Origin of the sequence: Neobacillus sp. FSL H8-0543 (genome assembly GCF_038592905.1) — a bacterium.
Classification (GTDB): Bacteria; Bacillota; Bacilli; order Bacillales; family Cytobacillaceae; genus Neobacillus.
The window spans coordinates 2241515-2265370 of the sequence record NZ_CP151943.1 but is presented as its reverse complement, the minus strand read 5'-3'; the positions used below and the strand labels follow the sequence as shown (position 1 = coordinate 2265370).

At 40.9% G+C, this 23856-nt stretch carries 19 protein-coding genes; 14 read left to right on the top strand and 5 right to left on the bottom strand.

The window, feature by feature from the left end:
• Nucleotides 1-42: 42 nt before the first annotated feature.
• Nucleotides 43-516 carry a Dps family protein gene (locus NSS81_RS11095; protein ID WP_342433557.1) on the bottom strand — a complete coding sequence of 158 codons (474 nt, stop codon included), beginning with the start codon at nt 514-516 and terminating at the stop codon, nt 43-45.
• 155 nt (nt 517-671) lie between these two features.
• Here NSS81_RS11095 and NSS81_RS11090 point away from each other — a divergent pair, with 155 nt between their 5' ends.
• From NSS81_RS11090 to cls, 3 genes are all read left to right on the top strand, one after another.
• Complete coding sequence (locus tag NSS81_RS11090; protein WP_342433556.1) at nt 672-3452, top strand: CHASE3 domain-containing protein; 2781 nt, start codon at nt 672-674, stop codon at nt 3450-3452.
• A 17-nt stretch (nt 3453-3469) separates the two neighbouring features.
• Complete coding sequence (locus NSS81_RS11085; protein ID WP_342433996.1) at nt 3470-4312, top strand: protein-glutamate O-methyltransferase CheR; 843 nt, start codon at nt 3470-3472, stop codon at nt 4310-4312.
• An 86-nt stretch (nt 4313-4398) separates the two neighbouring features.
• Nucleotides 4399-5901, top strand: coding sequence for a cardiolipin synthase (gene cls / locus NSS81_RS11080; RefSeq protein WP_342433555.1), 1503 nt, complete (start codon nt 4399-4401; stop codon nt 5899-5901).
• Nucleotides 5902-5996: 95 nt separating this feature from the next.
• On the opposite strand, the gene NSS81_RS11075 is transcribed toward cls, so the two are convergent.
• Nucleotides 5997-6248, bottom strand: coding sequence for a GlsB/YeaQ/YmgE family stress response membrane protein (locus tag NSS81_RS11075; RefSeq protein WP_342433554.1), 252 nt, complete (start codon nt 6246-6248; stop codon nt 5997-5999).
• Between the two features lie 435 nt (nt 6249-6683).
• Here NSS81_RS11075 and NSS81_RS11070 point away from each other — a divergent pair, with 435 nt between their 5' ends.
• The 6 genes from NSS81_RS11070 (at nt 6684) to NSS81_RS11045 (ending at nt 12731) form a co-directional block, all read left to right on the top strand.
• Nucleotides 6684-7022: a general stress protein gene (locus NSS81_RS11070; RefSeq protein ID WP_342433553.1), complete on the top strand. Its 339-nt coding sequence runs from the start codon at nt 6684-6686 to the stop codon at nt 7020-7022.
• 295 nt (nt 7023-7317) lie between these two features.
• Entirely contained in the window at nt 7318-7572 is a 255-nt protein-coding gene (locus NSS81_RS11065; protein ID WP_342433552.1) for a DUF1146 family protein, read from the top strand.
• A gap of 171 nt (nt 7573-7743) precedes the next feature.
• Nucleotides 7744-8490, top strand: a complete 747-nt coding sequence (locus NSS81_RS11060; RefSeq protein WP_342433551.1) for a YwmB family TATA-box binding protein — start codon at nt 7744-7746, stop codon at nt 8488-8490.
• A gap of 32 nt (nt 8491-8522) precedes the next feature.
• On the top strand, nt 8523-9833 hold the full coding sequence (gene murA / locus NSS81_RS11055; protein ID WP_342433550.1) for a UDP-N-acetylglucosamine 1-carboxyvinyltransferase: 1311 nt from the start codon (nt 8523-8525) through the stop codon (nt 9831-9833).
• Nucleotides 9834-10186: 353 nt separating this feature from the next.
• The gene (gene spoIID, locus NSS81_RS11050) at nt 10187-11209 is read left to right on the top strand and encodes a stage II sporulation protein D (RefSeq protein ID WP_342433549.1); all 1023 of its coding nucleotides are present in this window, start codon (nt 10187-10189) and stop codon (nt 11207-11209) included.
• Nucleotides 11210-11726: 517 nt separating this feature from the next.
• Entirely contained in the window at nt 11727-12731 is a 1005-nt protein-coding gene (locus NSS81_RS11045; protein ID WP_342433548.1) for a nuclease-related domain-containing protein, read from the top strand.
• An 83-nt stretch (nt 12732-12814) separates the two neighbouring features.
• Here the strand turns inward: NSS81_RS11045 and NSS81_RS11040 are convergent, their stop codons facing one another.
• On the bottom strand, nt 12815-13240 hold the full coding sequence (locus tag NSS81_RS11040) for a VanZ family protein (protein ID WP_342433547.1): 426 nt from the start codon (nt 13238-13240) through the stop codon (nt 12815-12817).
• 145 nt (nt 13241-13385) lie between these two features.
• On the opposite strand from NSS81_RS11040, the gene NSS81_RS11035 reads away from it, so the two are divergent.
• From NSS81_RS11035 to NSS81_RS11020, 4 genes are all read left to right on the top strand, one after another.
• Nucleotides 13386-14252: a M23 family metallopeptidase gene (locus NSS81_RS11035; RefSeq protein WP_342433546.1), complete on the top strand. Its 867-nt coding sequence runs from the start codon at nt 13386-13388 to the stop codon at nt 14250-14252.
• Nucleotides 14253-14664: 412 nt separating this feature from the next.
• The gene (locus NSS81_RS11030; protein WP_342433545.1) at nt 14665-16062 is read left to right on the top strand and encodes an NCS1 family transporter; all 1398 of its coding nucleotides are present in this window, start codon (nt 14665-14667) and stop codon (nt 16060-16062) included.
• A 124-nt stretch (nt 16063-16186) separates the two neighbouring features.
• Nucleotides 16187-17545, top strand: a complete 1359-nt coding sequence (gene allB / locus NSS81_RS11025) for an allantoinase AllB (protein ID WP_342433544.1) — start codon at nt 16187-16189, stop codon at nt 17543-17545.
• Between the two features lie 229 nt (nt 17546-17774).
• Nucleotides 17775-19097: an allantoinase gene (locus tag NSS81_RS11020; RefSeq protein ID WP_342433543.1), complete on the top strand. Its 1323-nt coding sequence runs from the start codon at nt 17775-17777 to the stop codon at nt 19095-19097.
• A 213-nt stretch (nt 19098-19310) separates the two neighbouring features.
• Here NSS81_RS11020 and NSS81_RS11015 read toward each other — a convergent pair whose 3' ends face one another.
• Nucleotides 19311-20975, bottom strand: coding sequence for a PucR family transcriptional regulator ligand-binding domain-containing protein (locus NSS81_RS11015; RefSeq protein ID WP_342433542.1), 1665 nt, complete (start codon nt 20973-20975; stop codon nt 19311-19313).
• Between the two features lie 238 nt (nt 20976-21213).
• On the opposite strand from NSS81_RS11015, the gene NSS81_RS11010 reads away from it, so the two are divergent.
• Entirely contained in the window at nt 21214-22128 is a 915-nt protein-coding gene (locus NSS81_RS11010) for a DUF2877 domain-containing protein (RefSeq protein ID WP_342433541.1), read from the top strand.
• Between the two features lie 615 nt (nt 22129-22743).
• On the opposite strand, the gene NSS81_RS11005 is transcribed toward NSS81_RS11010, so the two are convergent.
• Nucleotides 22744-23613 carry an alpha/beta hydrolase gene (locus tag NSS81_RS11005; RefSeq protein WP_342433540.1) on the bottom strand — a complete coding sequence of 290 codons (870 nt, stop codon included), beginning with the start codon at nt 23611-23613 and terminating at the stop codon, nt 22744-22746.
• Between the last annotated feature and the right edge of the window lie 243 nt (nt 23614-23856).

Genomic DNA, 23856 nt, shown 5'->3' with positions numbered 1-23856 from the left:
AGGGTGTCAGCATACTTTCGCTGACACCCCCAATTATGTTTTTTACCCACCAAGATACGCTTCAAACATCCATCTGTGCTTTTCTAATGAGGTACCAATATGAACGAGCATATCAGCAGTCGGCTCATCATCATTCTCCTCCGCAAGGGTTATACCCTCTGTCAGTTCGCCACAAATCATCTCAAAATCATCAGCCAGTGTTTGGACCATTTGCTGTGCATCTTCATCACCTGTTGCTTCTTTTACGGTAGAAAGATTTAGCGACTCTGTGAGTGTTGCTACCGGCATTCCCCTTTGCGTGAGCATTCGTTCAGCGATGGTATCAAGATGTAATGCAGCTTCTTTGTAAAGCTCCTCAAACTTAAGGTGCAGGGTGAAGAAATTCTCCCCCTTTACATACCAGTGGTAGTGATGCAGTTTCATATGAAGAACACTAAAGTTCGCCACCTGCTTGTTAAGAGCTTCGGATAAGGATTTGTTTTTTGCTTTCGATTTAGTAGTAGTAGTTGTTGCCATATTTTTAACCTCCTATATTGTGGTGTCATTCGTCTATACCCGATTGGCTTGGATTTGAAACTATTAAGAATAAGATTGGGACCAATTTCCCATTGGGTGAGATTGACTGAAACGATATGATAGAGTCAGCCATTTTATAAAAAGGGGAGGGTACAATGAAGGGATTACACTTTAACATTCATACTAAAATTATTACAGGCTATTTTTTCATTTTGATTTGCTTAGTGGTCTCCCTTCTGATTGTCATGGATCGGATGTCGGCGTTGCAGAAAGAGGTCGCATTCATTTCGCAGCATGACATGGAGGTCCACAATTTAGCAAATCAGATTCAAAAAAATGTACTAGATATAGAAACGGGTATGAGAGGATTCGTGATAACAGGCAATGAGGAGTACCTAGAACCCTATAATACAGCTAGCCGGAACTGGCTCGACAATTATAATACACTTCATTCCTTGCTGGCGAATAACGGGACGCAGCAGCGAAATTTAGAAGAAATGAAACCACTGATTACGAACTACATCACCAATTCAGCAGACTATGTGGTGAAACAAAAAAGGATAAATAACCAGCCCGCTTTGGACGATTATTTTATTAATAACAAAGGAAAAAAGAAGACAGATGAGCTTCGAGCGCACTTTGTTTCCTTCCTTGAATATCAAACGAAACTGACAAATAAGCGTGTGGAGAAGCTGAATCAAGACAATGCCAATTTAACCATCACGTTGTATGGCATCATCCTCGTGGTTACGATGGTTACAATTGCAACCGCAGTGTTTTTGTCCAATTCGATAGTCAAAACGATTAAACAGGTTATCCGTACGATTAAAGGGATTACCAATTCAAGTGAGCCAGAGGTAGACCTTGCCACCAGAATTGAGGTCAACACGCACGATGAAACCCGTGAACTTGCGGAAGCGATGAACATACTTCTCAGCAGTCTTGAAAAACAGAGCTGGGTTCAGAAAAGTATGGCAGAAATTTCGACCATGTACCAAGGAAAAACGGATCTGACAGAATTGACACATGATTTTATCACCAAGCTTGCCCCGTTGCTTGATGCGGCCTGTGGCGTAATCTATTTACGTAGATATCAGGGCAGCGAAGTTCGTTACGTGAAAGAGGCTAGCTATGCCATTGCCTCGGAAGAAGATGTGCGAGTCAGTTTCCAGTTAGGGGAAGGGTTAATCGGGCAGGCTGCTTTGGATAAAAGAATCTTCCTGATTGATCAGCTGCCAGAGGAACATTTTAAAGTCACATCAGGGCTAGGTGATTCTTCTCCGCGGAATCTTTTAGTTGCGCCCATTTTAGTCGACGGCAGGGTAGAAGCAGTTGTTGAGTTTGCATCGTTTCAGTCGTTTAGGTCCCAGCACATTACATTATTGGATATGCTTCAGGATAAGTTTGGGTCAGCGATTACCAATGTCGCTGGAAGGATGGAAATAGAGAGACTGCTCGGGGAATCACAGGTGTTAACCGAAGAACTTCAGGCTCAATCAGAGGAACTTCAAGCCCAATCGGAAGAATTGCAAATGCAGCAGGAACAGCTGCGAATTACCAATGAATATTTAGAAGAACAGAAGCAATACGCCGAACAAAGGGCGTTTGAGCTGAATAAAGCAAAGGGTGAACTTGAAGACTATTCAAGGAAACTGCAGGCGAGCTCACAGTATAAATCTGATTTTCTAGCGAATATGTCACATGAGCTGCGTACGCCATTAAACAGTATTCTAATTCTCTCGCAAATGCTGATGGAAAATGAAGAGGAAATGGACATGTCAGAAGTAAAGGAATCCTCTCGGGTTGTCTACACGGCCGGAAATGATTTGTTGAGGCTGATTGACGATATCCTCGATTTATCAAAAATCGAAGCAGGTAAGATTGAAATTTTAACAGATGAAGTGAACGTGACCGAGATTCCGCAGATGATGAAGAGCATGTTTGGTCCTGTTGCAGCGAAAAAGAAGCTAAGCTTTGAAGTGCTGACAGCTCCAAATGTACCTTCTGTGATTACGACGGACGGGCAACGTTTCCAGCAAATATGGAAGAATCTATTATCCAATGCCTTTAAATTTACGGAACAGGGCTCTGTAACTGTCAAAATAGAATGTGCAGAACGAGAAAAGGCCGAGGAACTATTGCCTGGCCTGGATGAGATGGAAATCGTACTAGCAATCTCTGTGACCGATACAGGAATTGGAATTGCTCATGAGAAACAGCAAATTATTTTCGAGGCTTTTCAACAGGTTGACGGTACGACTAACCGGCAATTTGGTGGAACCGGTTTAGGATTATCAATATGCCGTGAATTTACCCGTTTACTTGGCGGAGCGATTACCGTTCAAAGTGAGCCGCAGATAGGAAGCACATTTACCCTCTATATCCCTAGAAGACTCGAGATCGCTGAATATCACCTTCCGTTTGATCAACTGGCACTCGATGAAGTAGCGGTAAGTGTCAGCGGGATACAAGAGGAACAGGAATCGGCCATTGAAGAAGCGGAGTCGATCGGGGAAATTGAAGCAGGGTCTTCAGATAACCCGTTTTTTAAAGGAAAGAAAGTGCTATTAGTAGAAGATGATCGACGGAATGTGTTTGCGCTTGTAACTGCCCTTGAGCAAAAAGGTGTCGAGGTTTATGTGGCAGAGAACGGTAAGCGGGCCATTGAAATCCTAAGGGAACAAACTGATTTTGACCTGGTTTTCATGGATATCATGATGCCTGTAATGGGTGGGTATGAAGCGATGAAGGTGATTCGCGAGGATTTGGAGATGGAAAGACTGCCGATTATCGCATTAACTGCTAAGGCGATGAAAGGTGAACGGGATAAGTGTATGGAAGCAGGGGCTTCTGATTATATTATGAAACCATTAAACATCAATCAGTTATTCTCGTTAATGCGGGTGTGGCTGACCGAGCAGGTGAATGAAGATTGAATCAAACATCCAAGGAGATTGTAACAGACATCAATCTAATCAAGCCAAACGAGGTTCAGGAAATAGAAATTAAATTGCTCCTTGAGGGTATGTATCAGATGTATGGATATGACTTCCGGAGCTATGTCCGTGGTTCAATTGGCAGGAGGATTATAAACCGGATGAAGGCGGAGAGACTTCCGACCATCACCGCTTTATTGGAAAAAGTGCTTCACGAACCAGGTGTTTTAGAACTGTTGTTGAATGATTTTTCCATCCGAATGACGGAAATGTATCGAGATCCCAGTTTCTTTGTCGCTTTCCGGAACGAAGTGGTGCCATTGCTTCGAGAGCTTCCTGAAATCCGGATTTGGCATGCCGGCTGTGCGACAGGTGAGGAGGTTTATTCCATGGCCATCCTGATGCACGAGGAGGGGATAATGGAAAAAACGAAAATCTACGCAACCGATATGAATGAAAAGGCCCTGATGGCTGCGCAAAAGGGAGCCTTTCCGCTAAAAAAGATGCAGCAATATACGAAAAATTACTTAAAAGCGGGTGGGAAAATGGCGTTCTCCGAGTACTATACCACGGACCATCAGTTTGCTTATTTTTCACCCATCTTGAACGAGAACCTCACTTTTGCCCAGCATAATTTGGTCACGGACAGCTCTTTTAATGAGTTTCATGTGATTTTATGCCGCAATGTCATGATCTATTTTGACAACGCCCTTCAGCAGCAGGTTCATCGTCTGTTTTATGACAGCCTGGCGGACTGCGGATTCATGGGATTGGGAAATAAAGAATCAATCCTAGGGCTACCCAAGGGCATAAAATACGAAGAATTTAATTCAAGTGAAAAAATATATCGGAAAAAATAGATGTCTGGCCAGCGCCAGGCGTCTTTTTTATGTTTGACTATATCGTAGAAAGGGTATTTATTTTTAAAAGGATGTGGGAGAACTGGATGATGAAAATACGAATCGAAATTTTCTTTGTCATGATGATGCTTACTTTTGGCTGGATGGTCTTTTTTACAAGATGGCCGTTTTGGTTGAAGGCACTATGTATTTGTTTATATGTAGGTTTAATTTTATTCACGGTGGCAGAGTTATGGCTTCAGAATCGTCCTGTACCGAGAACACTTTTATGGACATGCCTGTTAATTTTAGTACCGGTATTAGGCTATATTTTCTATATTTATACAGGTCAATTACTTTTTACAGGAGCACTTTTTAAAAGCAAGCGTGCGAGTGAACGTCAGCTGTTCGAGGCACTCCGTAAAAGCGAGCGGCCACTGAAAGTGCTGTCATTGCTCAATAACCATCAGCGCTGTTTTGCCGGCTATCTTGAACGGGTGACAATAACCGGTCAAAACCAAAATACCAGAACCGAAATTTTAAAAAACGGCGAAGCAACCTTTCTGGAAATGAAACAGCGGTTGAAGGAAGCAAAGGACTTTATTCATTTAGAATATTATATATTTCGCTTTGACCGGCTGGGGCAGGAGCTAATGGATATCCTGACCGATAAAGTAAAGGAAGGGGTGGATGTTAGGTTGATCTATGATGCGTTCGGAAGTTTCTCCCTTTCTGAACAGGATAGAAGGAAAATGGCGGAATCCGGGATTCAACTTCACCCTTTTCTGCCGTTGAAAACGGCATGGTTTACGCAAAAGTTTAATTTCCGCAATCATCGAAAAATCATTGTCATTGATGGAAAGATTGGATTTGTCGGTGGGCTGAATGTGGGAGTGGAATATCTTGGTGAGGATAACAAGTTTGGTTTTTGGTGTGACACGCATGTTCTGCTGGAAGGGGAAGCGGTCCAGACACTGCATGCTATTTTTTTATTAGATTGGAAATATGTCAGTGGAGAAAAGTTATTTGAAAATCCTTTCTATCTTAAGCAGGTGCCAGCAGAGGGGGAAGGTCTCGTCCACGTGGTGGCCACTGGCCCAGAAACCCGGGACATGAGTGATCATTATTATGCCATGATTTCGTGTGCAACAGAGTCGGTCTGGATTGCGACACCTTACTTTATTCCTAATCAGGCAATTATGACAGCACTGAGGATAGCAGCGGAAAAGGGAATTCAAGTGAGGTTAATGGTGCCCGAGAGCAATGATGGTTTTTTAACTCAATATGCCACTCAATCCTATTTTCCTGAACTTCTGCTTGCGGGAATTGAGCTCTACACGTATCAAAAAGGCTTTTTACATAAAAAAGTGATCATTGTCGACGGTGACATGGCATCAATTGGAACGGCTAATATGGATCAGCGCAGTTTTCATTTGAACTTTGAGGTGAATTTGTTTTTAACAGGCACTGACAGCATCGACGACCTTGTTACTCATTTTGAAGAAGACCTTAAGGAATGCATTCGGATTCGTCCGGTTACATTTTACAAAAGAGGTTTGGATGTTAAATGGAAGGAATCCTTTGCTCGGCTGTTTTCGGGTCTCCTATAACACGTTTCAAAGGTATCTGTGTATGTGCAGATGCCCTTTTTTGAGACTACAAAAAAGAAGACTGCAGGAATTTGCAGCCTTCACTTCGTTCTAGATTATGCGTTGCGTTTGATCATTCTTAGGGCAAGGCTTAGGATGAGCACAAAGACAATGGCACCGAGGAGAGCTGGCAAAATGTAAAACCCACCAATCACAGGTCCAAAGCCACCTAAGAGAGAACCAATCCAGGCCCCGATGAACCCTGCAATGATATTTCCGATAACACCTCCAGGAACATCACGTCCCAGAATCAGTCCAGCCAGCCAGCCGATAATTCCTCCAATAATTAATGACCAAATAAATCCCATAAAAATTCTCCCCTTTCATTTTCAATGTTCTACAGTTGGTAAGTACCCGAATTTTCGGGCAGCTAAACTTAATGGTTAAAAAATTTACCACGTTTTTGCTCGAAAGGCTTCTTAAAGTGCACCTCAGTGTTGGTAAAACAAGTTTCCAAGTAATTCTGGCACACCTTCAATTCAAGAGATAATTGATTAAAGCTTTCTCGATCTCGCTCATCCAAACATTTATCGATCTTTTGTTTTAACAAACTGATTTTTTTAATTAAATCTGCCTTATTCCTCATCTTACACCTCCATCTTTTCCCTTTTTATTACCCGTAACTTTTTTATTAAAACAAATAAAGTTTTTTAAAAATAGGTTTGGTTTCCTTGAAGAGCGGTTATATAACTGGTACAAGCTGACACATCAGCTGACAACATCTTTCAAGGAGGAATGAAAAAATGGAAAATGTAAAAATCGTCGAAAATGGTGTCCAAGCAAAAATGGTAATTGAACAGTTCATTAATCAAGGGTACAAAAAAGAGGAAGTTTACCTACTAGCACATGATAAAGATCGCACCAAACACTTATCAGACACAATGGATATTAATGAAATTGGGATAGGAGAACAGGGTGTCGTTAATTCAATCGCAAATGTATTTCGATCTCGTGGGGATGAACTACGCTCCAAAATGGAAGCTTTAGGATTAAATACTTTAGAAGCGGAGCAATATGAAGAAGAGCTGGATCGCGGACGTTTAGTGGTTGTTGCAACAAAAAAGACTTCAGATATTTACTAGAATCCTAGAGAATATGCTTTAAATAAAGAGCCCTTAGCAGGGCTCTTTTCTAAAAAGTTGGTAAGAGTATCAACTATATAATCTAAGAACGGCAATTTTTTAGGAAAGAGCCTTGGAAGAATGGATAGGAAATATCTTTGCTTACGGTGTTGGTTGGAGGGAATAGTATAGATGTTCACAGAATAGACACAATTACCATGAAGTTTAAATATTACAAATATTACAAGATGTGAAACTTTTAAGCCTTTCATTCGTCAGATAGTAAAGATATGTTCTGAATAGGAGGTTTTGAAATTTGAGTGAATTTGGACAAAACGCATTAATAAGTATTTTTTCACATTTAGTGTTTATAGCCCTTGCCTGGTATGCGCTCCAAGCGATTCGCCTTGACAAGCTAATCAAACCGAGTCATGTTTTTCAAGCACGATTACTCTATATATTATTGGCAATTATCATTGGATCGTCGGTTAGTAACTTTTTCCTAGACTATCTCCAATGGTCAAGACAACTGCCGTTGATTTTACAATACATACAAATGGTAAAAATTTAGGACTTCGTACATGTTCCCTTTTTGCGAATTATTGAGTACAATTCTCTTTGTGTGAAAAAAAGTGCAATCCAGCTAAAAAGCTGTATTTTTCTCATTGTCAAAAAGTGACGACAATTCCCAAGTATGCTCTTTCTCACCTTGGTAACAATGGTAGTAAGGGGGAGAGTTGAAATGAAGAAAAATACAAAGATATTTTTTACCATTAGCATATTGACGATTGTAAGTTTAATGATGGTTGTGATTGGTAATCGCCAGACTGATGCACAGAGCGGTCTTGATTTGCTGAAAATCACATCTATTTTTGAAACCGAAGATATTTTGCTCGATGAATGGACTTTTTATGCAAGAGAACATTTGGTTGACCTAAATACAGAGAAGAAAGTACAGAAATATGTGAAGGAGCTACAAACGATGCTTCCAGGCTGGGAATGGTCTTATCAAGAGACTGACCAAAAATGGGAAGTAACTGCCGTACCTCCAACAGCTAAACACCGCAAAGAAACGCTTCAGATTTTGGCAACCCACACAAAACAACCTGTCAATGCGTATATAATATATAAAGTAAGTGGTAATGAGTGGAATGAGGAGCAAAAGTCCTTTTTCACAAATGTACAATTTGAAAATAGGCTTGCTGACATATTTCGGGGAAATCCAACAGTTTTCTCTAGTGTGAAGGGCAGCGCCTATGATAAGATGGATGAGGCATTACCAACATTACTAGCTGTTCTAAATGCAAAAGAAATCGAAGCGTTAAAAGAGGAGAACTTCATGTCTGTTTCGGCCTATTCGCCGCTGTTTTCAGACTCCATTGAAAATAAAAAAGATAACATGAATTTACAAATTGGTATACGCTCCGAAGGAATGGGCGGAAGGACTGCCATTGTAGTTGGCACACCCATCATTACGATTGAATATTAATATAGAGAAAATGGACGCGGAGGGGAATACTCTTGGAAAAGATCATCGTCCGCGGCGGAAACAGGTTATATGGAACGGTAAAAGTTGAAGGCGCAAAAAATGCCGTCCTGCCTGTACTCGCTGCCACATTATTAGCAAGTGACGGAAAAAGTGTAATTCGTGATGTACCTACACTCTCCGATGTATATACAATAAACGAAGTATTACGTAACCTGAACGCTGAGGTTGCTTTTAACAATAATACAGTTGTCGTCGATGCATCTAGAGTGTTAAAAGATGAGGCGCCTTTCGAATATGTTCGTAAGATGCGCGCGTCTGTCCTTGTCATGGGATCATTATTAGCAAGAAATGGCCGTGCCCGGGTTGCCTTACCTGGCGGCTGTGCTATTGGATCTCGCCCTATCGACCAGCATCTTAAAGGCTTTGAAGCCATGGGTGCAAAAGTGAAGGTAGGAAATGGCTTTATCGATGCGGAGGTTGAAGGCCGCTTAAAGGGAGCAAAAATATACTTGGATTTCCCAAGTGTTGGTGCAACAGAAAACATCATGATGGCTGCTACCCTTGCACAGGGAACAACCATTATTGAAAACGTAGCAAAAGAACCTGAAATCGTTGATCTGGCTAACTTCTTGAACAAAATGGGCGGAAACGTTCGCGGCGCTGGTACGGGCACTCTTCGTATTGAAGGTGTGGATGTATTATTCGGCGCTGAACATCATATTATCCCCGACCGTATCGAAGCGGGAACCTTTATGGTTGCTGCAGCGCTTACGCGCGGAAATGTACTTGTAAGAGGCGCAGTTCCTGAACATATTTCTTCCTTGATTGCAAAAATGGAAGAAATGGGTGTAACGATTATTGAAGAAGAAGACGGCGTTCGTGTCATCGGCCCAGAAAAATTGAAAGCCGTTGACATCAAGACGATGCCGCATCCTGGTTTCCCAACTGACATGCAATCACAAATGATGGCGCTCCTGCTTCGTGCAGAAGGTACCTCTATGATTACTGAAACGGTGTTCGAAAACCGCTTCATGCATGTCGAGGAATTCCGTCGTATGAATGCCGATATAAAAATTGAAGGACGTTCTGTGATTTTGAATGGTATGTCCAACTTACAGGGTGCCGAAGTTTCTGCAACAGACCTTCGTGCCGCTGCTGCTCTTATTTTGACAGGATTAGTGTCTGAAGGTAATACACGCGTAACGGAATTAAAACACCTGGACCGCGGATATGTAGACTTCCATGGCAAATTAGCCTCATTAGGCGCAGATATCGAACGCATCAACGAAGAAGAAGAAACTTTTACAGAAGAAGAAACGTTTATTTCTGATATGAATGCTTAATTATAGTTGATTGAAGCCTCGAGCGGAAATCAATTTAACAAACGAGCCGAAGAATCTTAATGGATTCTTCGGCTTTGTTTTATTTTTTAAGCTTTTTTCTCAAACTTTTGAGCTAATTAAATAGGAATAATCGAACTTGAAGCTATCTTTCGCCTAATTAAGCTAATTTCTTTAGAGCAAACTTTATTCGAAGTGCCCAATAGCTATTTTAAGGTAAAAACCAGCCTTTGGGTTTTTACAACAATCTTTACGGAAAGAGCCTTAAAGAAAGATCCATTTTTTATCATAAATGCTTGTCCTCCTCCATATGATTGAATGAGATGCAACAAATTTACATAAATGGAGGCAACGACATGAAAAAATTCAAACCACTCATCGTACTAGTATCGATTCTTTTTGCCGTCATACTAATTATTCCCGCTGTTTTAGTATTACCCTTCACGGATGGAAAGGCGAACGGGGAATTAGGTGAAGAGTTAACGAAGACACCAGAACAGAACCCATCCTCCACCGATTCAGCGGTCGAGGTAGCGGTTTACCGTTCAGCCATAGGAAAAATCGAAAATGTTCAACTTGAAGACTATCTCGTTGGGGTGGTTGCAGCCGAAATGTATGCCGACTTTGAAGACGAAGCTTTGAAAGCACAAGCGCTAACGGCAAGAACGTACATTGTGAAAAAAATGCTAAGCAAAGACAAGATGGGTGTCCCGGATGGCGCCCAGGTCACAGATACCCAGCTGCATCAAGTCTATCATAGTGACGAGGAGCTCCGGAAAAAATGGGATAAAGATTACGAAAGGAAAAGGTCAAAAGTTCTCGCTGCTGTTCGTGCAACCAGCGGACAAATTCTAACCTATAATGGTGAGGCTATCGATGCCTCCTTCTTCTCGACTAGCAATGGCTACACGGAAAACTCCGAAGACTACTGGTCAAATGAATTACCCTATTTAAGGAGTGTTTCAAGTCCGTGGGATAAAGACTCTCCGAAGTTTAGCAGTCAAAAGGTGATGAGTGTGAAGGATTTTGAAGCCAAATTAGGTGTTAAGGTAGGATCGGATTCAACCATTGGAAAAATTGTCGAGCGCACCACAGGTAAACGCGTCGCTAAAGTGGATTTCAATGGGAAGGTTTTGACTGGAAAAGAGATTCGCGAGGCACTAGAGCTACAATCCTCTGACTTCGCTTGGGAACGGAAAGGGAGTAAAATTGTCATCAGTACCAAAGGCTACGGACACGGCGTTGGCATGAGTCAATACGGAGCCAATGGAATGGCCGTTGAGGGTAAGGACTATAAAGAGATTGTCAAGCACTACTATCAAGGAGTAGAGATCTCCTCCGCTGAGAGTATGCTTGCGACGATTACTGCGAAGAAATAAGGTGTGTTTACGGAATTTGGCAAATAAATAGGTCGAAGTGGCAAATAAAAGGTGGAAAGTGCCAAATAAATAAGGCGAAGTGGCAAATAAATTTCAAAAGTGGCAAATAAAATGAGAAAATCTAAAAAAAGGTAATAAAAAGTGAGTCTCGTCCAGGAATTCGTCTAAATAAATGGGCAAATTCACAAATAGTGATCTGAGCCAGGCATTTTGCCTGGCTTTCTGGCGTTTTTAAGTGTGTTCGGATAGAGTTGGCAAATAAATTTCAAAAGTGGCAAATAACTAGGACAAAGTGGCAAATAACTAGGACAAAGTGGCAAATAACTAGGACAAAGTGGCAAATAACTAGGACAAAGTGGCAAATAAAATGAAAAAAGTCTTAAAAAAGGTAGTTGGCGGATATTTTTCCAAAGAACGAACATAAATCTGTAACAATTTTTTGCAGGTGAAAGATTGAAGAAGACGAATTTTTAATAAAAGGAAAGGAATGTTGCGAATGTATGACAAGGTATGCGAGATGTCACCGAGAATAGTAAAGTTGAAGGTTTTAGACGCAAGGATACCTACTACAAATTCAAGGAAAATGGAGGTACTAACCGAATATAATAACAGGATTAAAGGATATAAGGGGGAAAAGTCATTAGAATTCTATTTAGATCCCCTTATTCAATCAAAAGATTATCATGTATTCCATGAAATTCGGCTTTTATCTGGAAAATACTATTTTCAAATAGACTTTCTCATACTCTGTCATAAATTTGCTCTAGCTCTCGAAGTGAAAAAGAGGTCGCGAGATTGGTATTTCGATGAATTTAATCAGGCATATTTATTATTTGATGGGGCGAAGGAGAAAATCCAGAATCCTGTTGCACAAGCCAAACTACAATCGAAAAAGCTGAAACAGTGGTTGGACGAGCACCAGTGTGAAGAGGTGCCGATCCATTATCTTTTTGTAAATAGTCATGAAAAATCAAAAATTACCTGTGAAGATGGCAATGACCAATTTAAAAATATGTGCAATAGCGAGGCTCTAATCGATAAAATAGAGCTAATAGAAAAATTTTATAAAGAAGAGAAGTTAACTAGACAAGATGTACGTAAAATAAAACGGCTCCTCTTAACTAAACATACTCCTGATGACCCAGATATCCTCAAGTATTTCAACTTTACTCCGAAGGACCTCTTGCCAGGAGTCCAATGTCCTAAATGTGATAGCCTTCCAATGAAATATCATTACGGTGTATGGACCTGTCTCCATTGCAAAGAAAAGTCAAAAACGGCTCATATTAAAGCGATTGAAGATTACTTCCTTCTAATCAAGCCCTCAATTACAAATTCTGAATTACGCCATTTTCTCCAAATTGATTCCATTAAAAGTGCAAACAATATATTGAAATCTTTAAATTTACCGTATATCGGTAACCGTAAGGGGCGAGTCTATTACCGGCCGACTACACCAATTTGTAAAAGAGATCATTCAGAAATCGCGAAGTGGCAAATAAAGTTGCGAAGTGGCAAATAAAGTCGAGAAGTGGCAAATAAAATCGCGAAGTGGCAAATAAAAAGTGGAAAGTGGCAAATAAAATACTCGCCACCACCCAAATTTCACATTTGTATCCTCTCCAGCACCCTCCGAAGTCTCACAAATTTCCCTTTAAATAGTGCGCCCCTTATAAAATAGAAGCAGACAAGGATGCCTGTGATGTCTTTGACGAGGTCAAAGAGCGATGCGGAGCGGTAAGGGTAGAACGACTGGTGGATTTCGTCGCTGACGCCGTAGAGTCCGGCAAACACGGCACACGCGATGTTCCACAACGGTGTGAAGGTCCTGCGTTCAAAGGTTAAGCTAGCCAATACCAGCAAGACATAGAGGATCGCGAACTCTATTAAATGCAATGATTCTTTGATGAAAGAGTCGATTTGCGAATCCGGAAGCTCGACGATGTGGTTGGATGGTAGGCTTGACATCGTCCAAATCGCTGCCATATAGACGATTGGCAGGATTCGTAATAGCCATTTAAAAACTTTCATAGTAAAGACTTTTCTCCTTTTTTTAAATATTTCTCCCTCAAATGCATAAAAACAATCGCATTGTCGAAAAATAAGTACAAAATTTTTTTTTGCTAGTGTATATAATTCTTCTAATCTGTTCAGAATGATTGCTGAGGTGATGAAAATGAGAGAGGAAGAAAACAAACGATCTTCTCAAGGTTCCAGCGTTAAACGCTTTTTCAAAAAGCGGTGGGTATTTCCAGCCATTTATATTGCAAGTGCAGCTATTATTCTGACAGGTGTTCTTTGGTTCCAAAGCAACGATAGCACAAAAGATAAGTTCGACTACGAAGCTACTGATGTGACGGATAAAAAGAACGAAACACCGGCAATTGAAGTGAATGCAGCATTAGAAAACTTCAAGATGCCTGTGGAAAAACCGTTGGATGCCGTTGTTAAAATGGAATTCTATGATTTCAATGCAAGTGATGAGGATCAGGAAGCCGCGTTAGTATATTACAACAATCAGTACGTCCAGAACACGGGTGTTGACCTGGCCGCAAAGGATGGCGAAACATTTGCTGTTGTCGCATCGGTTAGCGGTACCGTTACTAGAGTCGAAGAAGATGCTACCCTCGGGAATGTCATTGAAATCGAACATGATAAGGGTATTGTAACACAATATTCATCCGTTAAAGATGTAAAGGTCGAGGTTGGCGATAAAGTTAAACAAGGACAAGAACTTGCCATGGCTGGACAAAGCTTGTTCAATGAAGAAGCTGGAATACATGTACATTTTGAAATTCGCAAAGATGGTGTAGCTGTTAATCCGACAAGTTATTTCAATAAATCAATAAGCGTCTTGCAGGAAGAAACACTTGCGGATGAAACAAATGGTTCAGATGATAAACAAATGATTGAAGATCCGGATCTTTCTGATGATGATTCGAAAGAAGAAGAAAAAACTCCTTCTGAAAAAGAGAAGCCATCTGAAGGCGATACCCCATCAGATGATGAATCTCCAGAATCAACAAACACAACAAACTCATAATAGCAAGTAAAGGGGAAAGGGGATACCTTCCTCTTTTTTTTTGCTCTCATTTTATCAATTTTTCATAATAAATCCCACTTTAGTCATTATTATACATTTTACTACTATAATAATCATGGGTAAAATGAACAACCGCTTGTTCATAGTAAACAAACAGACGAAATTGGTTGTTCAGGATGGACAAGCAACTTTTTTTATTTTGTTTATTAGCCCTAACGACTCAATTGTGACAAAATTGTATACTTTTATTAGTAATTGAAAACGTTTTCCACTGAAAATTTCATGAAGGAGGAAAATTTAAGTAATAGTATGGTTTTATTTCTCTGAATAGGGGAGCTTCAATTAGAGAAGTTAATAGAGAAGAACTTAAATTTTACCATTAAGATATACATTGAAAAAGGGGATGGGTGAAATGGCTTTAAATATAGAAGGTTATGATACAGAGGATACGCATATTCCACATGGTTCAAATGTAGACGAATCATTGTATCCGAGAAAAAGCAGTGAAAGAACAGTTGGTCCGATCGAATATGCGTTTATGTGGATCGGTGATGGCGTTAACTTAGGTAATATGACGCTCGGAGCGAGTTTAATTGTTGCAGGACTTGCAACGTTAAACATCTGGCAAACCTTTGCTGCTGCCATTATCGCAATTGGTATTATTTCAACTGTGTTTTCATTAAACGACCGAGTGGGTTACAGAACGGGTATCCCGTATGTTGTTCAGCTTAGAATGTCCTTCGGTGCGAAAGGCTCAATCATATCCTCACTTTTACGCGGTATTCCGGCTATCGTTTGGTACGGTTTCCAAAGTTGGATTGGTGGTACGGCCTTAAATGAAATTATGAAAATTGCTACTGGCGGTTCTTTTGATAATATTGCCATTTGTTTCGTCGTACTTCAGTTAGTTCAAATTGTTCTTTCTTGGTACGGTTTCCATGCAATTAAATGGGTAGAATCACTTATATCAATTGTTGTCTTGTTAGGACTTATCTATGTGTTTGTTATTTTGTTAAAAGACTATAGCGGTGTGATTGCTGATAACTGGGTTGCTCAAAAAGGTTCATGGGGCTTACCGTTCTTCGGATTCATCATGGTGTTTATGGGTAACTATGCTGCGATCTTCTTAAGCGCTGCTGACTATTCAAGAGAGCTAAAGCCGGGTATGAGCAATGCAAAACGCGGGGCCTTGTATTTCTTCCCGATTTTAATCGCTTATGGCTTCGTTCTAACAATCGGTGCAATGCTTGCTTCTGCAACAGGTATCTCTAACCCTGTTAAAGCCTTTGCTATCGTAGTAGATAACTCATTTATTACAGTGTTTGTATCTGCATTTATCGTAATGGGTGTTATTGCTGTAAACATGGTTGCGAACATTATCGCTCCAACTTATGTTGTAACTTTACTAACAAAGTTAAAGTACAAGCCTGCTGTTACCATCGTTGGATTGTTAGCTTTAGTCTCATTCCCATGGGTGCTTGTACAGGATTCTTCATCAGAAGGTCTAGGATTATTCATTCTAATCTACTCTGCATTCTTAGGACCAATTGTTTCAATTTTGTTAGTTGAATATTATATCTTAAGAAAGCAAAAAATAAATGTTGCAGCTTTATATGAGGAAAACGGTTCATTTGCCGGCTTTAATCCAGCCGCAATGCTTGCCTTGCTTATCGGTGCATGTGCTGCATTCGTAGTAGTTGATTTAGCTTGGATTATCGGTTTTGTTGTCGCAGGTATCGCTTACTTCCTAATTACAAAGTATGCATTTAAAGATTCAGCATTTAAAAAAGGTACAATTTTCGAGAAGTAATTGTATACCTGAACTTAATGCAATTTCTTAAAAATAATCAGTTCCTTTTTAAAGAAGTCGCATTTTTCATTTGAAGAATGCGACTTCTTGCGTGTTTATAAAAATTTATTAGGGGGAAACTCAAATGAAATACGATTTAATTATTAAAGGCGGAAATGTTGTATTGCGTGACGGCGTTCGTCAACTTGATATCGGAATTAAAAATGAAAAAATTTCTTGTATCGCGGAGGAAATTACCGAGGATGCAACCGAAGTTATCGATGCAGCCGGTCAATATGTTATGCCTGGAATGATTGATACACATGTACATATTAGCGAGCCTGGACGTGCGGAATGGGAAGGCTTTGAAACGGGATCGATGGCGCTTGCTGCCGGCGGTACGACAAGTTATGTGGAAATGCCGCTTAACGCACTGCCTGCAACCATTAACCGTGACAACCTAAACCTTAAACTAGAAGCAGCAGTTAACCAAAACTATGTCGACTACGGTTTTTATGGTGGACTTGTTCCTGAGAACCTTGACAAGCTGGAGGAATTAGCGGATGCAGGAGTTCTTGCCTTTAAATGCTTCATGTCTGATATAACAAGTGATGTTCCTGGCGATTTCACAAATGTGGATGATTATACTTTATATAAAGGCATGCAGAAACTAGCCGAGCTGGATCAAATCCTTTGTATTCATGCGGAAAATCCATCTGTTACGTCTAAGCTTGCTGTTGAATTTGTGCGCGAGGGCAAAACAACGGCAATGGATTATGTTGATTCACGTCCGATTTTTACAGAAGTAGATGCCGTGCAACGCGCGATTCTTTTTGCAAAAGAGACAGGCTGTAAATTGCATATTGTTCATATTAGTACTTCAGAAGCCGTTCAAGTGATCCTAAAAGCACAGCAAGAGGGTGTGGATGTTACGGTTGAATCATGTCCGCATTATTTCTCCATGACGGCTGAGGATGTTGAGCAAATTGGTGTGAAGGCAAAATGTCAGCCGCCGCTTCGCAAAGCAAAGGACCAGGCAAAATTATGGGACGAGCTTATGAACGGAAATATTAATTGGCTTACTTCCGACCACTCACCATGTACAGAGGATTTGAAGCAAGGAAATCTTTTCGAAGCATGGGGCGGAATTAGCGGAGCACAGAATAACGTGGATTTAATGTTTGATTTAGCTGTTAAGCAACGCGGATTAGCCGTTAATAAATTCGTTGATTTAATCGCAACCAACCCAGCAGCACGTTTCAACCTTCCAAATAAAGGGGAAATTGCTGTTTCCAAGGATGCCGATATTATATTAGTTGACCCGAACCAATCATACACAGTAAAACGTGAAGATTTATATTATAAAAATAAACACAGTGCCTACGAAGGCAGAAAAATCGACTGCCGTGTAACAAAAACCATCCTACGCGGAAACATCGTATTCGACCTAAACCAAGGCATCGTAGGAACACCAAAAGGAAAACTATTATCTGCTAGTAAGTAAATAATATAGACATCCGTGAAAGAGAAATCTTCACGGATGAGTCCATTTCTACAAAGTTATTACCCCTGTTGATTGGAGCGGAAGGCACGAGACTCCTGCGGGATTATGAGCACGGTGAGACCCCACAGGAGCGTAGCTCCGAGGAGGCTCACCGGCGAACCCGCGGAAAGCAAAGTGGCTGGAGCTCCAATCAACAGGATACTTTTTACGAAGGCAGGGGGAAATTATCATGACAAATTATGACTTACTTATAAAAAACGGAACAATCGTAACCGCTGAATCAAGCATCCAAGGAGATATCGCTATCAAGGACGGAAAAATTATCTCTGTAGGAACTTCACTTGAAGGAACAGCAACAAAAGTAATCGATGCAACAGCTCAGCATATCCTACCAGGATTAATCGACACACATGTTCATTTTAATGAGCCAGGCAGAACAGAATGGGAAGGCATCCAGACAGGAAGCAGAAGCTTAGCTGCCGGCGGAGTCACAACTTTCTTTGATATGCCCTTGAACAGTACACCTCCAACGATCAACAAAGAAAATTTAGCGTTGAAAAGTGCACTTGGCGATGAAAAATCTATTGTGAATCCTAGATATTGGGGTGGATTGGTTCCACAAAACATTGCTGACCTAAAAGGTTTACATGAAAATGGCGTGATCGGCTTTAAGGCGTTTATGTCGCCAAGCGGTATTGCTGACTTTGATAATGCGGATGACGAAACTCTTTTTAAAGGGATGAAGGAAATCGCCTCATTAGGCTCATTGTTAGCGGTTCACGCGGAAAGCACGGTTATTTGCGACCAGCTGGCACAGGAAAAAATCGCGCAAGGAAAAACAACCGCTCGTGATTTTGTTGAATCAAGACCGGTTATTTCTGAAATTGAAGCAGTTAGAAGAATTATTTCTTATGCTGAAGCTACTGGCTGTAAACTCCATATTGTCCATGTAAGTAGCCGCAAAGTGGTTGAGGTAATTAAAGAAGCGCAGGCAAGAGGCGTCGATGTAACCTGTGAGACCTGTGCGCATTATTTAGCGTTAACGGTTAAGGATCTAGAAGAAAAGGGTGCGATTGCAAAATGCTGCCCGCCATTGAGAGACCAGGATGAAGTGGATGAGCTATGGGCTGCTGTGGCCAATGGTGAGATTAACATGCTTGCCTCTGACCATTCACCAGCACCTGCATCAATGAAAGTGATCACAGACAACTACTTTGAAGGTTGGGGCGGAATTTCTGGCGCTCAATCCACGCTCAACGTTTTATTGACAGAGGGTTATTCAAAACGTAATGTCCCATTAGAAAAAATTGTTGAACTAACAGCAACAAATCCTGCAAAAATATTTGGTCTTGCAAACAAAGGAACGATTGCAGCTGACTATGATGCTGATTTGACGATCGTTAACCTGAACGAAAGCTTCGAACTGAAGCAAGAAGATTTGCTTTACCGTCACAAGCACTCACCATATATCGGAAAAACCTTCACAGGAAAAGTGAAAACAACGATAGTAAATGGAAACGTAGTATTTGAAAACGACGAAATTGTTGAATAAACACAAGAAGTAGATGTATAAAATAAAGGTTATTGTTAATTTGGAACCATGTTGATTGGAGCGGAAGGCACGAAGACTACTGCGGGAGTACGGGGCTGGGGAGACCCCACAGGCGCTTCAGCGCCGAGGAGGCTCCCCGGCACGCCCGCGGAAAGCGAAGTGCCTGGAGCGCAAATCAACAACCAATATTAACAACAAAAAATCCCAAAACCACTATTCGAGGTTTTGGGATTTTTCATGCTTTTCAAGAATCGTACCGATGGCGAGAGCCACGCGTATACGTAAGGAATCGGCTGGGTCACGGAACGAACAGTTAAGAATCGCTTCTGTTTTTTCGATCCGATATTTGACCGTATTCCGATGGATAAACAATTTCCGAGAGGCCTCGGTAATTTCACATTGGTTATCAAGATAGACTTGAATCGTCTTTACTAATTCTTGATCTTCCTTTGTCTTCGGAAAGGCCAGGGTCTTTAAGGTATTTTCATAAAGGGCTTTTAAATCCTTTGCAGGGATCATCTGCAGCAATTCTTCCAGTTCTCTCGCTTTGTAATAATTAATCGTCCCATACATTTGAAGGTCATAGGAGTTCATGATTGCCTCAACCGCTTCTTGATATGCGGTGGGGAGATCCTTTAAGAAATGAACGGGATTACTGACACCGAATGAAATCGAAAAATCACCTTGTAAGATCTCTTGTGTCTCTTGAACAAATTGATTGATAATCATTTGCTCTGCCTCGCCATAATCAGGAAATTGGAGCATCATCACAAAGTATTTTTCCTTTGTAAATAGGGTAGCATTCAAATGATTATCTACAATTTCATCCTCGAGCTGGTCATAAATACTATTGTGTATTTCACCTACCATTTTTTCGTGGAGCTGGAGTGTAGAATAATTCATCCCTTTTGGATCAATGGTACAAACAATACAAATCGTATCCAATTCCTCTTTCAAACCATAATAATTTCCACGACTTAAAATTTCTTCATCGGAATTGATTCTCCGTTCAATTAAGTCGGCAAAAAAGTTATTTTTCAATAAGCGTGAATTCTCTTCAATCGCTTGTTCTTTGATAATCGTAAACGATAGAACATTGCATGCTTGTTCGATGGCCATCTGTGAGGATGGATAGGGAAGGGTGAGCGAATCAATAATCACCAGCATGCTGTCATACTGTCGTTTGGTTTGCACAGGGAAGGTCGTGACGGACTGGTTTTCATCGCTTGAGGGGATAGGAAAAGTATTTCCCGCTCGTGCCAAGGCCAAATCCTGCTTGATCTCATCGATAATCTCTTTTTCGATACGTTTCAATGAATCTTTATGAAAATCATGGCTTTGGGCAATTTTTTCGCCCCGATGATTTAATAAAATCGTTGGCCGCGATAAAAAGTGGCCCAATTGTTCAACAAGTGAACCTAAGCTATAGCCTTTAATCATCATCTGGGAAAATTCCTTTTGCACATGCAAAGCATAATAAAGCTGCTGGGCTTTATCATCGTTTAAATAATTTAAAATATGTCGAGAAACTTCACCGAGCGTATGTGTTGTCGGCAGATCGAGAATCGGAAACGCAAGATCATCGGCAAGCAATTTTACCTCGGCTGGCAATTCCTTTAAAAACCGACTGATTTTGATTACAATCCCAGCACAATTCAAATCATGCATTTGTCTTATCAACTCACATAGCTGCTGTGCATCATCTTTAAATGCATAGCCTGTGGTTAAGAGCAGATGATCTTTATTTAAATATTGAATAACGTCAGGTGTATCTGAGATATTAACGGCGGTTACATTCCGGGTTAGACCCCGGTGCCCTGCTAGGACGACTGCATCCTTCATACCTTCTAAAATGAATAAATCCTTGATTATTTTCATGTTTTACCTCTTATATAAAAGTTTGGTCCTGAATGTAAAACAAAATCTCTAATTGATATCATACGTTGAAAACAACCAAAAATCAACGCTCGTTTTGGTCGTTTTAAACAATGACTGTCGTGATTGATAACACTAGACTTTATTTTAAGAAGATAGGAAAGTTTAATAAAAAGGGAATGATAGTATTAACCTACACCTTCGGTTCAGGTGTTATACTATCGGAGTTGGAGTGAGGGAAATGGTTCATTACAATCCGCAGCAGGAATGGTTAGCTCTTGCTGCAAGTGCCGATATTTATCAAATCCTTGAAGCCCATCCTAGCGGCACCGTTCATAGTGTTTTTACCAGCAGCTTCAACCTGGTTTTTGGCGGGAATCTTATCCACGTTGGTGGACTGGAAATGGGCTTAGCCCCATTCGGGATCGGTTTAAAGCAAACAGAAGCAGCAAAACTAACGCTGCTTGTGCAAAGGGAACAACAGGTGCACTGGAATACGTTGTCACAGACACTCCGTTTTACAATGGGTATCTCACTCGATGTAAAGCCGACGAATATGACAAACCATTCGTTACCTGTGAGGGGAGTTAATTTTCCTGCTTTGGAGGATAACTTTCTCTACTTAAGCGAACAGCTGCTTCACGAGGACTGGAAAACGGGCTTTGGTGATCAAAAGGAAATGATCGATTATTTAATTGATTCGTCTACAGCAGCGGAAAACGACGTACCGATAATAACTGAAATAAGCAAGCTCATACAGCTTATCCGCGCTGATGAAGCGGTGGACGCGGAATCTGTCTTTAATTATTGGATTGGAAGAGGTCTTGGATTGACGCCTAGCGGGGATGATTGTTTAACAGGAGTGTGCGCGATTCTTTCAATGCTAGAGGGACCAAAGGCTTCTTACTTAAAAAAACTCCAGAGTTATCTGCTGGAATTTGGACGCAAAAGGACAACAGATGTCGCCTTCGAATACTTACATTATGCAACAGAAGGAAAATTCCATCTGTCACTGCTTAATATGTGTGCGGCCCTCGACCAACCGCGGGGTATTGAGTTTTTAACCGCGCTGGAGGAGATGAAAAATATCGGCCATACATCTGGAGTGGATACGCTACTTGGGATGTTGATTGGTATTAGAGCTGTAAAGGGCTAAAGAGTTGTTCTCTTTAGCCCTCTTAAGTATCCCTAATCTGCCGAATTTACCACGTAATAATAAGCTACAATCCTTTAATACTTTGGACTTGTGTCTTCCGAAGTATCTCTTATCTGCCGAATTGATGGCTCTATCTGCCTTTTTAGCTGGTCTATCTGCCAAGATCATCAGTCTATCTGCGGATTTGATCACTGACCCCGGTTCAGGACCTAAGTTACCTTACTTCGGGGTGTCAATTTCCTTTATTTGTAATTTACCACGTAATAATAAGCTACAATCCTTAAATACTTTGGACTTGTGTCTTCCGAAGTTTCTCTTATCTGCCGAATTGATGGCTCTATCTGCTTTTTTCGTTGGTCTATCTGCCTAAATCATCATTCTATCTGCGGATTAGATCACTGACCCGAGTTTAGGACCTAAGTTACCTTACTTCGGGGTCGTAATTTCCTTTATTTGTAATTTACTGCATTATAATAAGCTACAATCTTTGAACATTGATCACTTAGGTCTTCCGAAGTTTCTCTTATCTGTCGAATTGATGGCTCTATCTGCTTTTTTCGTTGGTCTATCTGCCAAAATCATCATTCTGTCTGCCGAATTATTCACTGACCACATTTATAGATGCTCTCCCAAAAACCTAATAACCTCTCCAAAGGCCTCTCGAACAACGGGCTTGTCCCAGTCCTCATCAAACACATGCTTTCCTTCTGGAATGGTGATCAGCTTGCTTGGCACACCGGCACTAGCCAGCTTCTCGGCCATTAGAACAGATTGCTGATAAGGGACATCCTCATCTTCTGTCCCGTGCAGCAGCAAGGTCGGCGGAAAACTTTCATCGACATGTTTAAGCGGGCAGAAGGAGAGAAGCTGCTGCTTGTCCCAAATCGGATGGAGACCGCTAATGTCCTTACTCCAGCACCCCTGCTGCCTAGCATACATATAGAGCGCATAGCGTTTACCAATTGGACCGACAGAAACGATTTTGTCACCAACAAGGCTTTGCGCCAATTCCTTAGGGACGCTTTTCATTTGTGTGTAGTGCGGGCTAGGTTTTGTCGCCCAAGCACCGGAAATATCTCCATATCCATAAAAAGAAACAATCGCTTGCGGCTTTTTCTTAAATGTTCCAGATAACAAGGCGAGGTAGGCACCGGCTGATCCGCCAATCACTGCAATTTTTCCAGGGTCATAATCGTAGAGTTTGCTGCCTTCGTTTTCAACCCAATCCAGAGCAGACGCGATATCTTCGCTAATATCAGCGAGTTTGGATTCAGGGGCTAAACGATAATCAATCGAGAAAACGGTATAACCAGCCTGATGATAAAAGGAAAGCTGTTCATTTTTCAAGTCCTCCCTAGATCCCCAAAAAAGACCACCGCCGTGAATATAAACAATAACAGGACTCGACTTTTCCGTAGCAGGATAGAGGTCGCCTTTTAATGTAAAATTATTGCCGCTTTTGTAATCAACTGTAATTTTTTCCATGATATTCAACCACTCTTTCCGTAATAGGTACATAAAAGAATTGTACAACAAAATATATTCCAATATTTTGTACATATCATACAAAAAACAAAACAAACTTTATCCGAAGTGCATAAAGACTATCCTGCGACAAACGCTTACAATATTATGTGTATGAATAGTCAAAATTAAAAAAGGTAATCAACCTAAAGGTCCGTGGTTAGCTTTTGCATAGTAAAATTCGATAAAACAAACAATACTAGC

What these genes read in the sequence shown, in the direction of transcription:
- NSS81_RS11005 (WP_342433540.1), bottom strand. Translation starts at nt 23,613, where the DNA reads ATGGAAAAAATTACAGTTGATTACAAAAGCGGCAATAATTTTACATTA.
- allB (WP_342433544.1), top strand. Translation starts at nt 16,187, where the DNA reads ATGAAATACGATTTAATTATTAAAGGCGGAAATGTTGTATTGCGTGAC.
- spoIID (WP_342433549.1), top strand. Translation starts at nt 10,187, where the DNA reads ATGAAAAAATTCAAACCACTCATCGTACTAGTATCGATTCTTTTTGCC.
- NSS81_RS11075 (WP_342433554.1), bottom strand. Translation starts at nt 6,248, where the DNA reads ATGGGATTTATTTGGTCATTAATTATTGGAGGAATTATCGGCTGGCTG.
- NSS81_RS11060 (WP_342433551.1), top strand. Translation starts at nt 7,744, where the DNA reads ATGAAGAAAAATACAAAGATATTTTTTACCATTAGCATATTGACGATT.
- cls (WP_342433555.1), top strand. Translation starts at nt 4,399, where the DNA reads ATGATGAAAATACGAATCGAAATTTTCTTTGTCATGATGATGCTTACT.
- NSS81_RS11010 (WP_342433541.1), top strand. Translation starts at nt 21,214, where the DNA reads ATGGTTCATTACAATCCGCAGCAGGAATGGTTAGCTCTTGCTGCAAGT.
- NSS81_RS11020 (WP_342433543.1), top strand. Translation starts at nt 17,775, where the DNA reads ATGACAAATTATGACTTACTTATAAAAAACGGAACAATCGTAACCGCT.
- NSS81_RS11070 (WP_342433553.1), top strand. Translation starts at nt 6,684, where the DNA reads ATGGAAAATGTAAAAATCGTCGAAAATGGTGTCCAAGCAAAAATGGTA.
- NSS81_RS11040 (WP_342433547.1), bottom strand. Translation starts at nt 13,240, where the DNA reads ATGAAAGTTTTTAAATGGCTATTACGAATCCTGCCAATCGTCTATATG.
- NSS81_RS11095 (WP_342433557.1), bottom strand. Translation starts at nt 516, where the DNA reads ATGGCAACAACTACTACTACTAAATCGAAAGCAAAAAACAAATCCTTA.
- NSS81_RS11015 (WP_342433542.1), bottom strand. Translation starts at nt 20,975, where the DNA reads ATGAAAATAATCAAGGATTTATTCATTTTAGAAGGTATGAAGGATGCA.
- NSS81_RS11090 (WP_342433556.1), top strand. Translation starts at nt 672, where the DNA reads ATGAAGGGATTACACTTTAACATTCATACTAAAATTATTACAGGCTAT.
- NSS81_RS11035 (WP_342433546.1), top strand. Translation starts at nt 13,386, where the DNA reads ATGAGAGAGGAAGAAAACAAACGATCTTCTCAAGGTTCCAGCGTTAAA.
- NSS81_RS11045 (WP_342433548.1), top strand. Translation starts at nt 11,727, where the DNA reads ATGTCACCGAGAATAGTAAAGTTGAAGGTTTTAGACGCAAGGATACCT.
- NSS81_RS11030 (WP_342433545.1), top strand. Translation starts at nt 14,665, where the DNA reads ATGGCTTTAAATATAGAAGGTTATGATACAGAGGATACGCATATTCCA.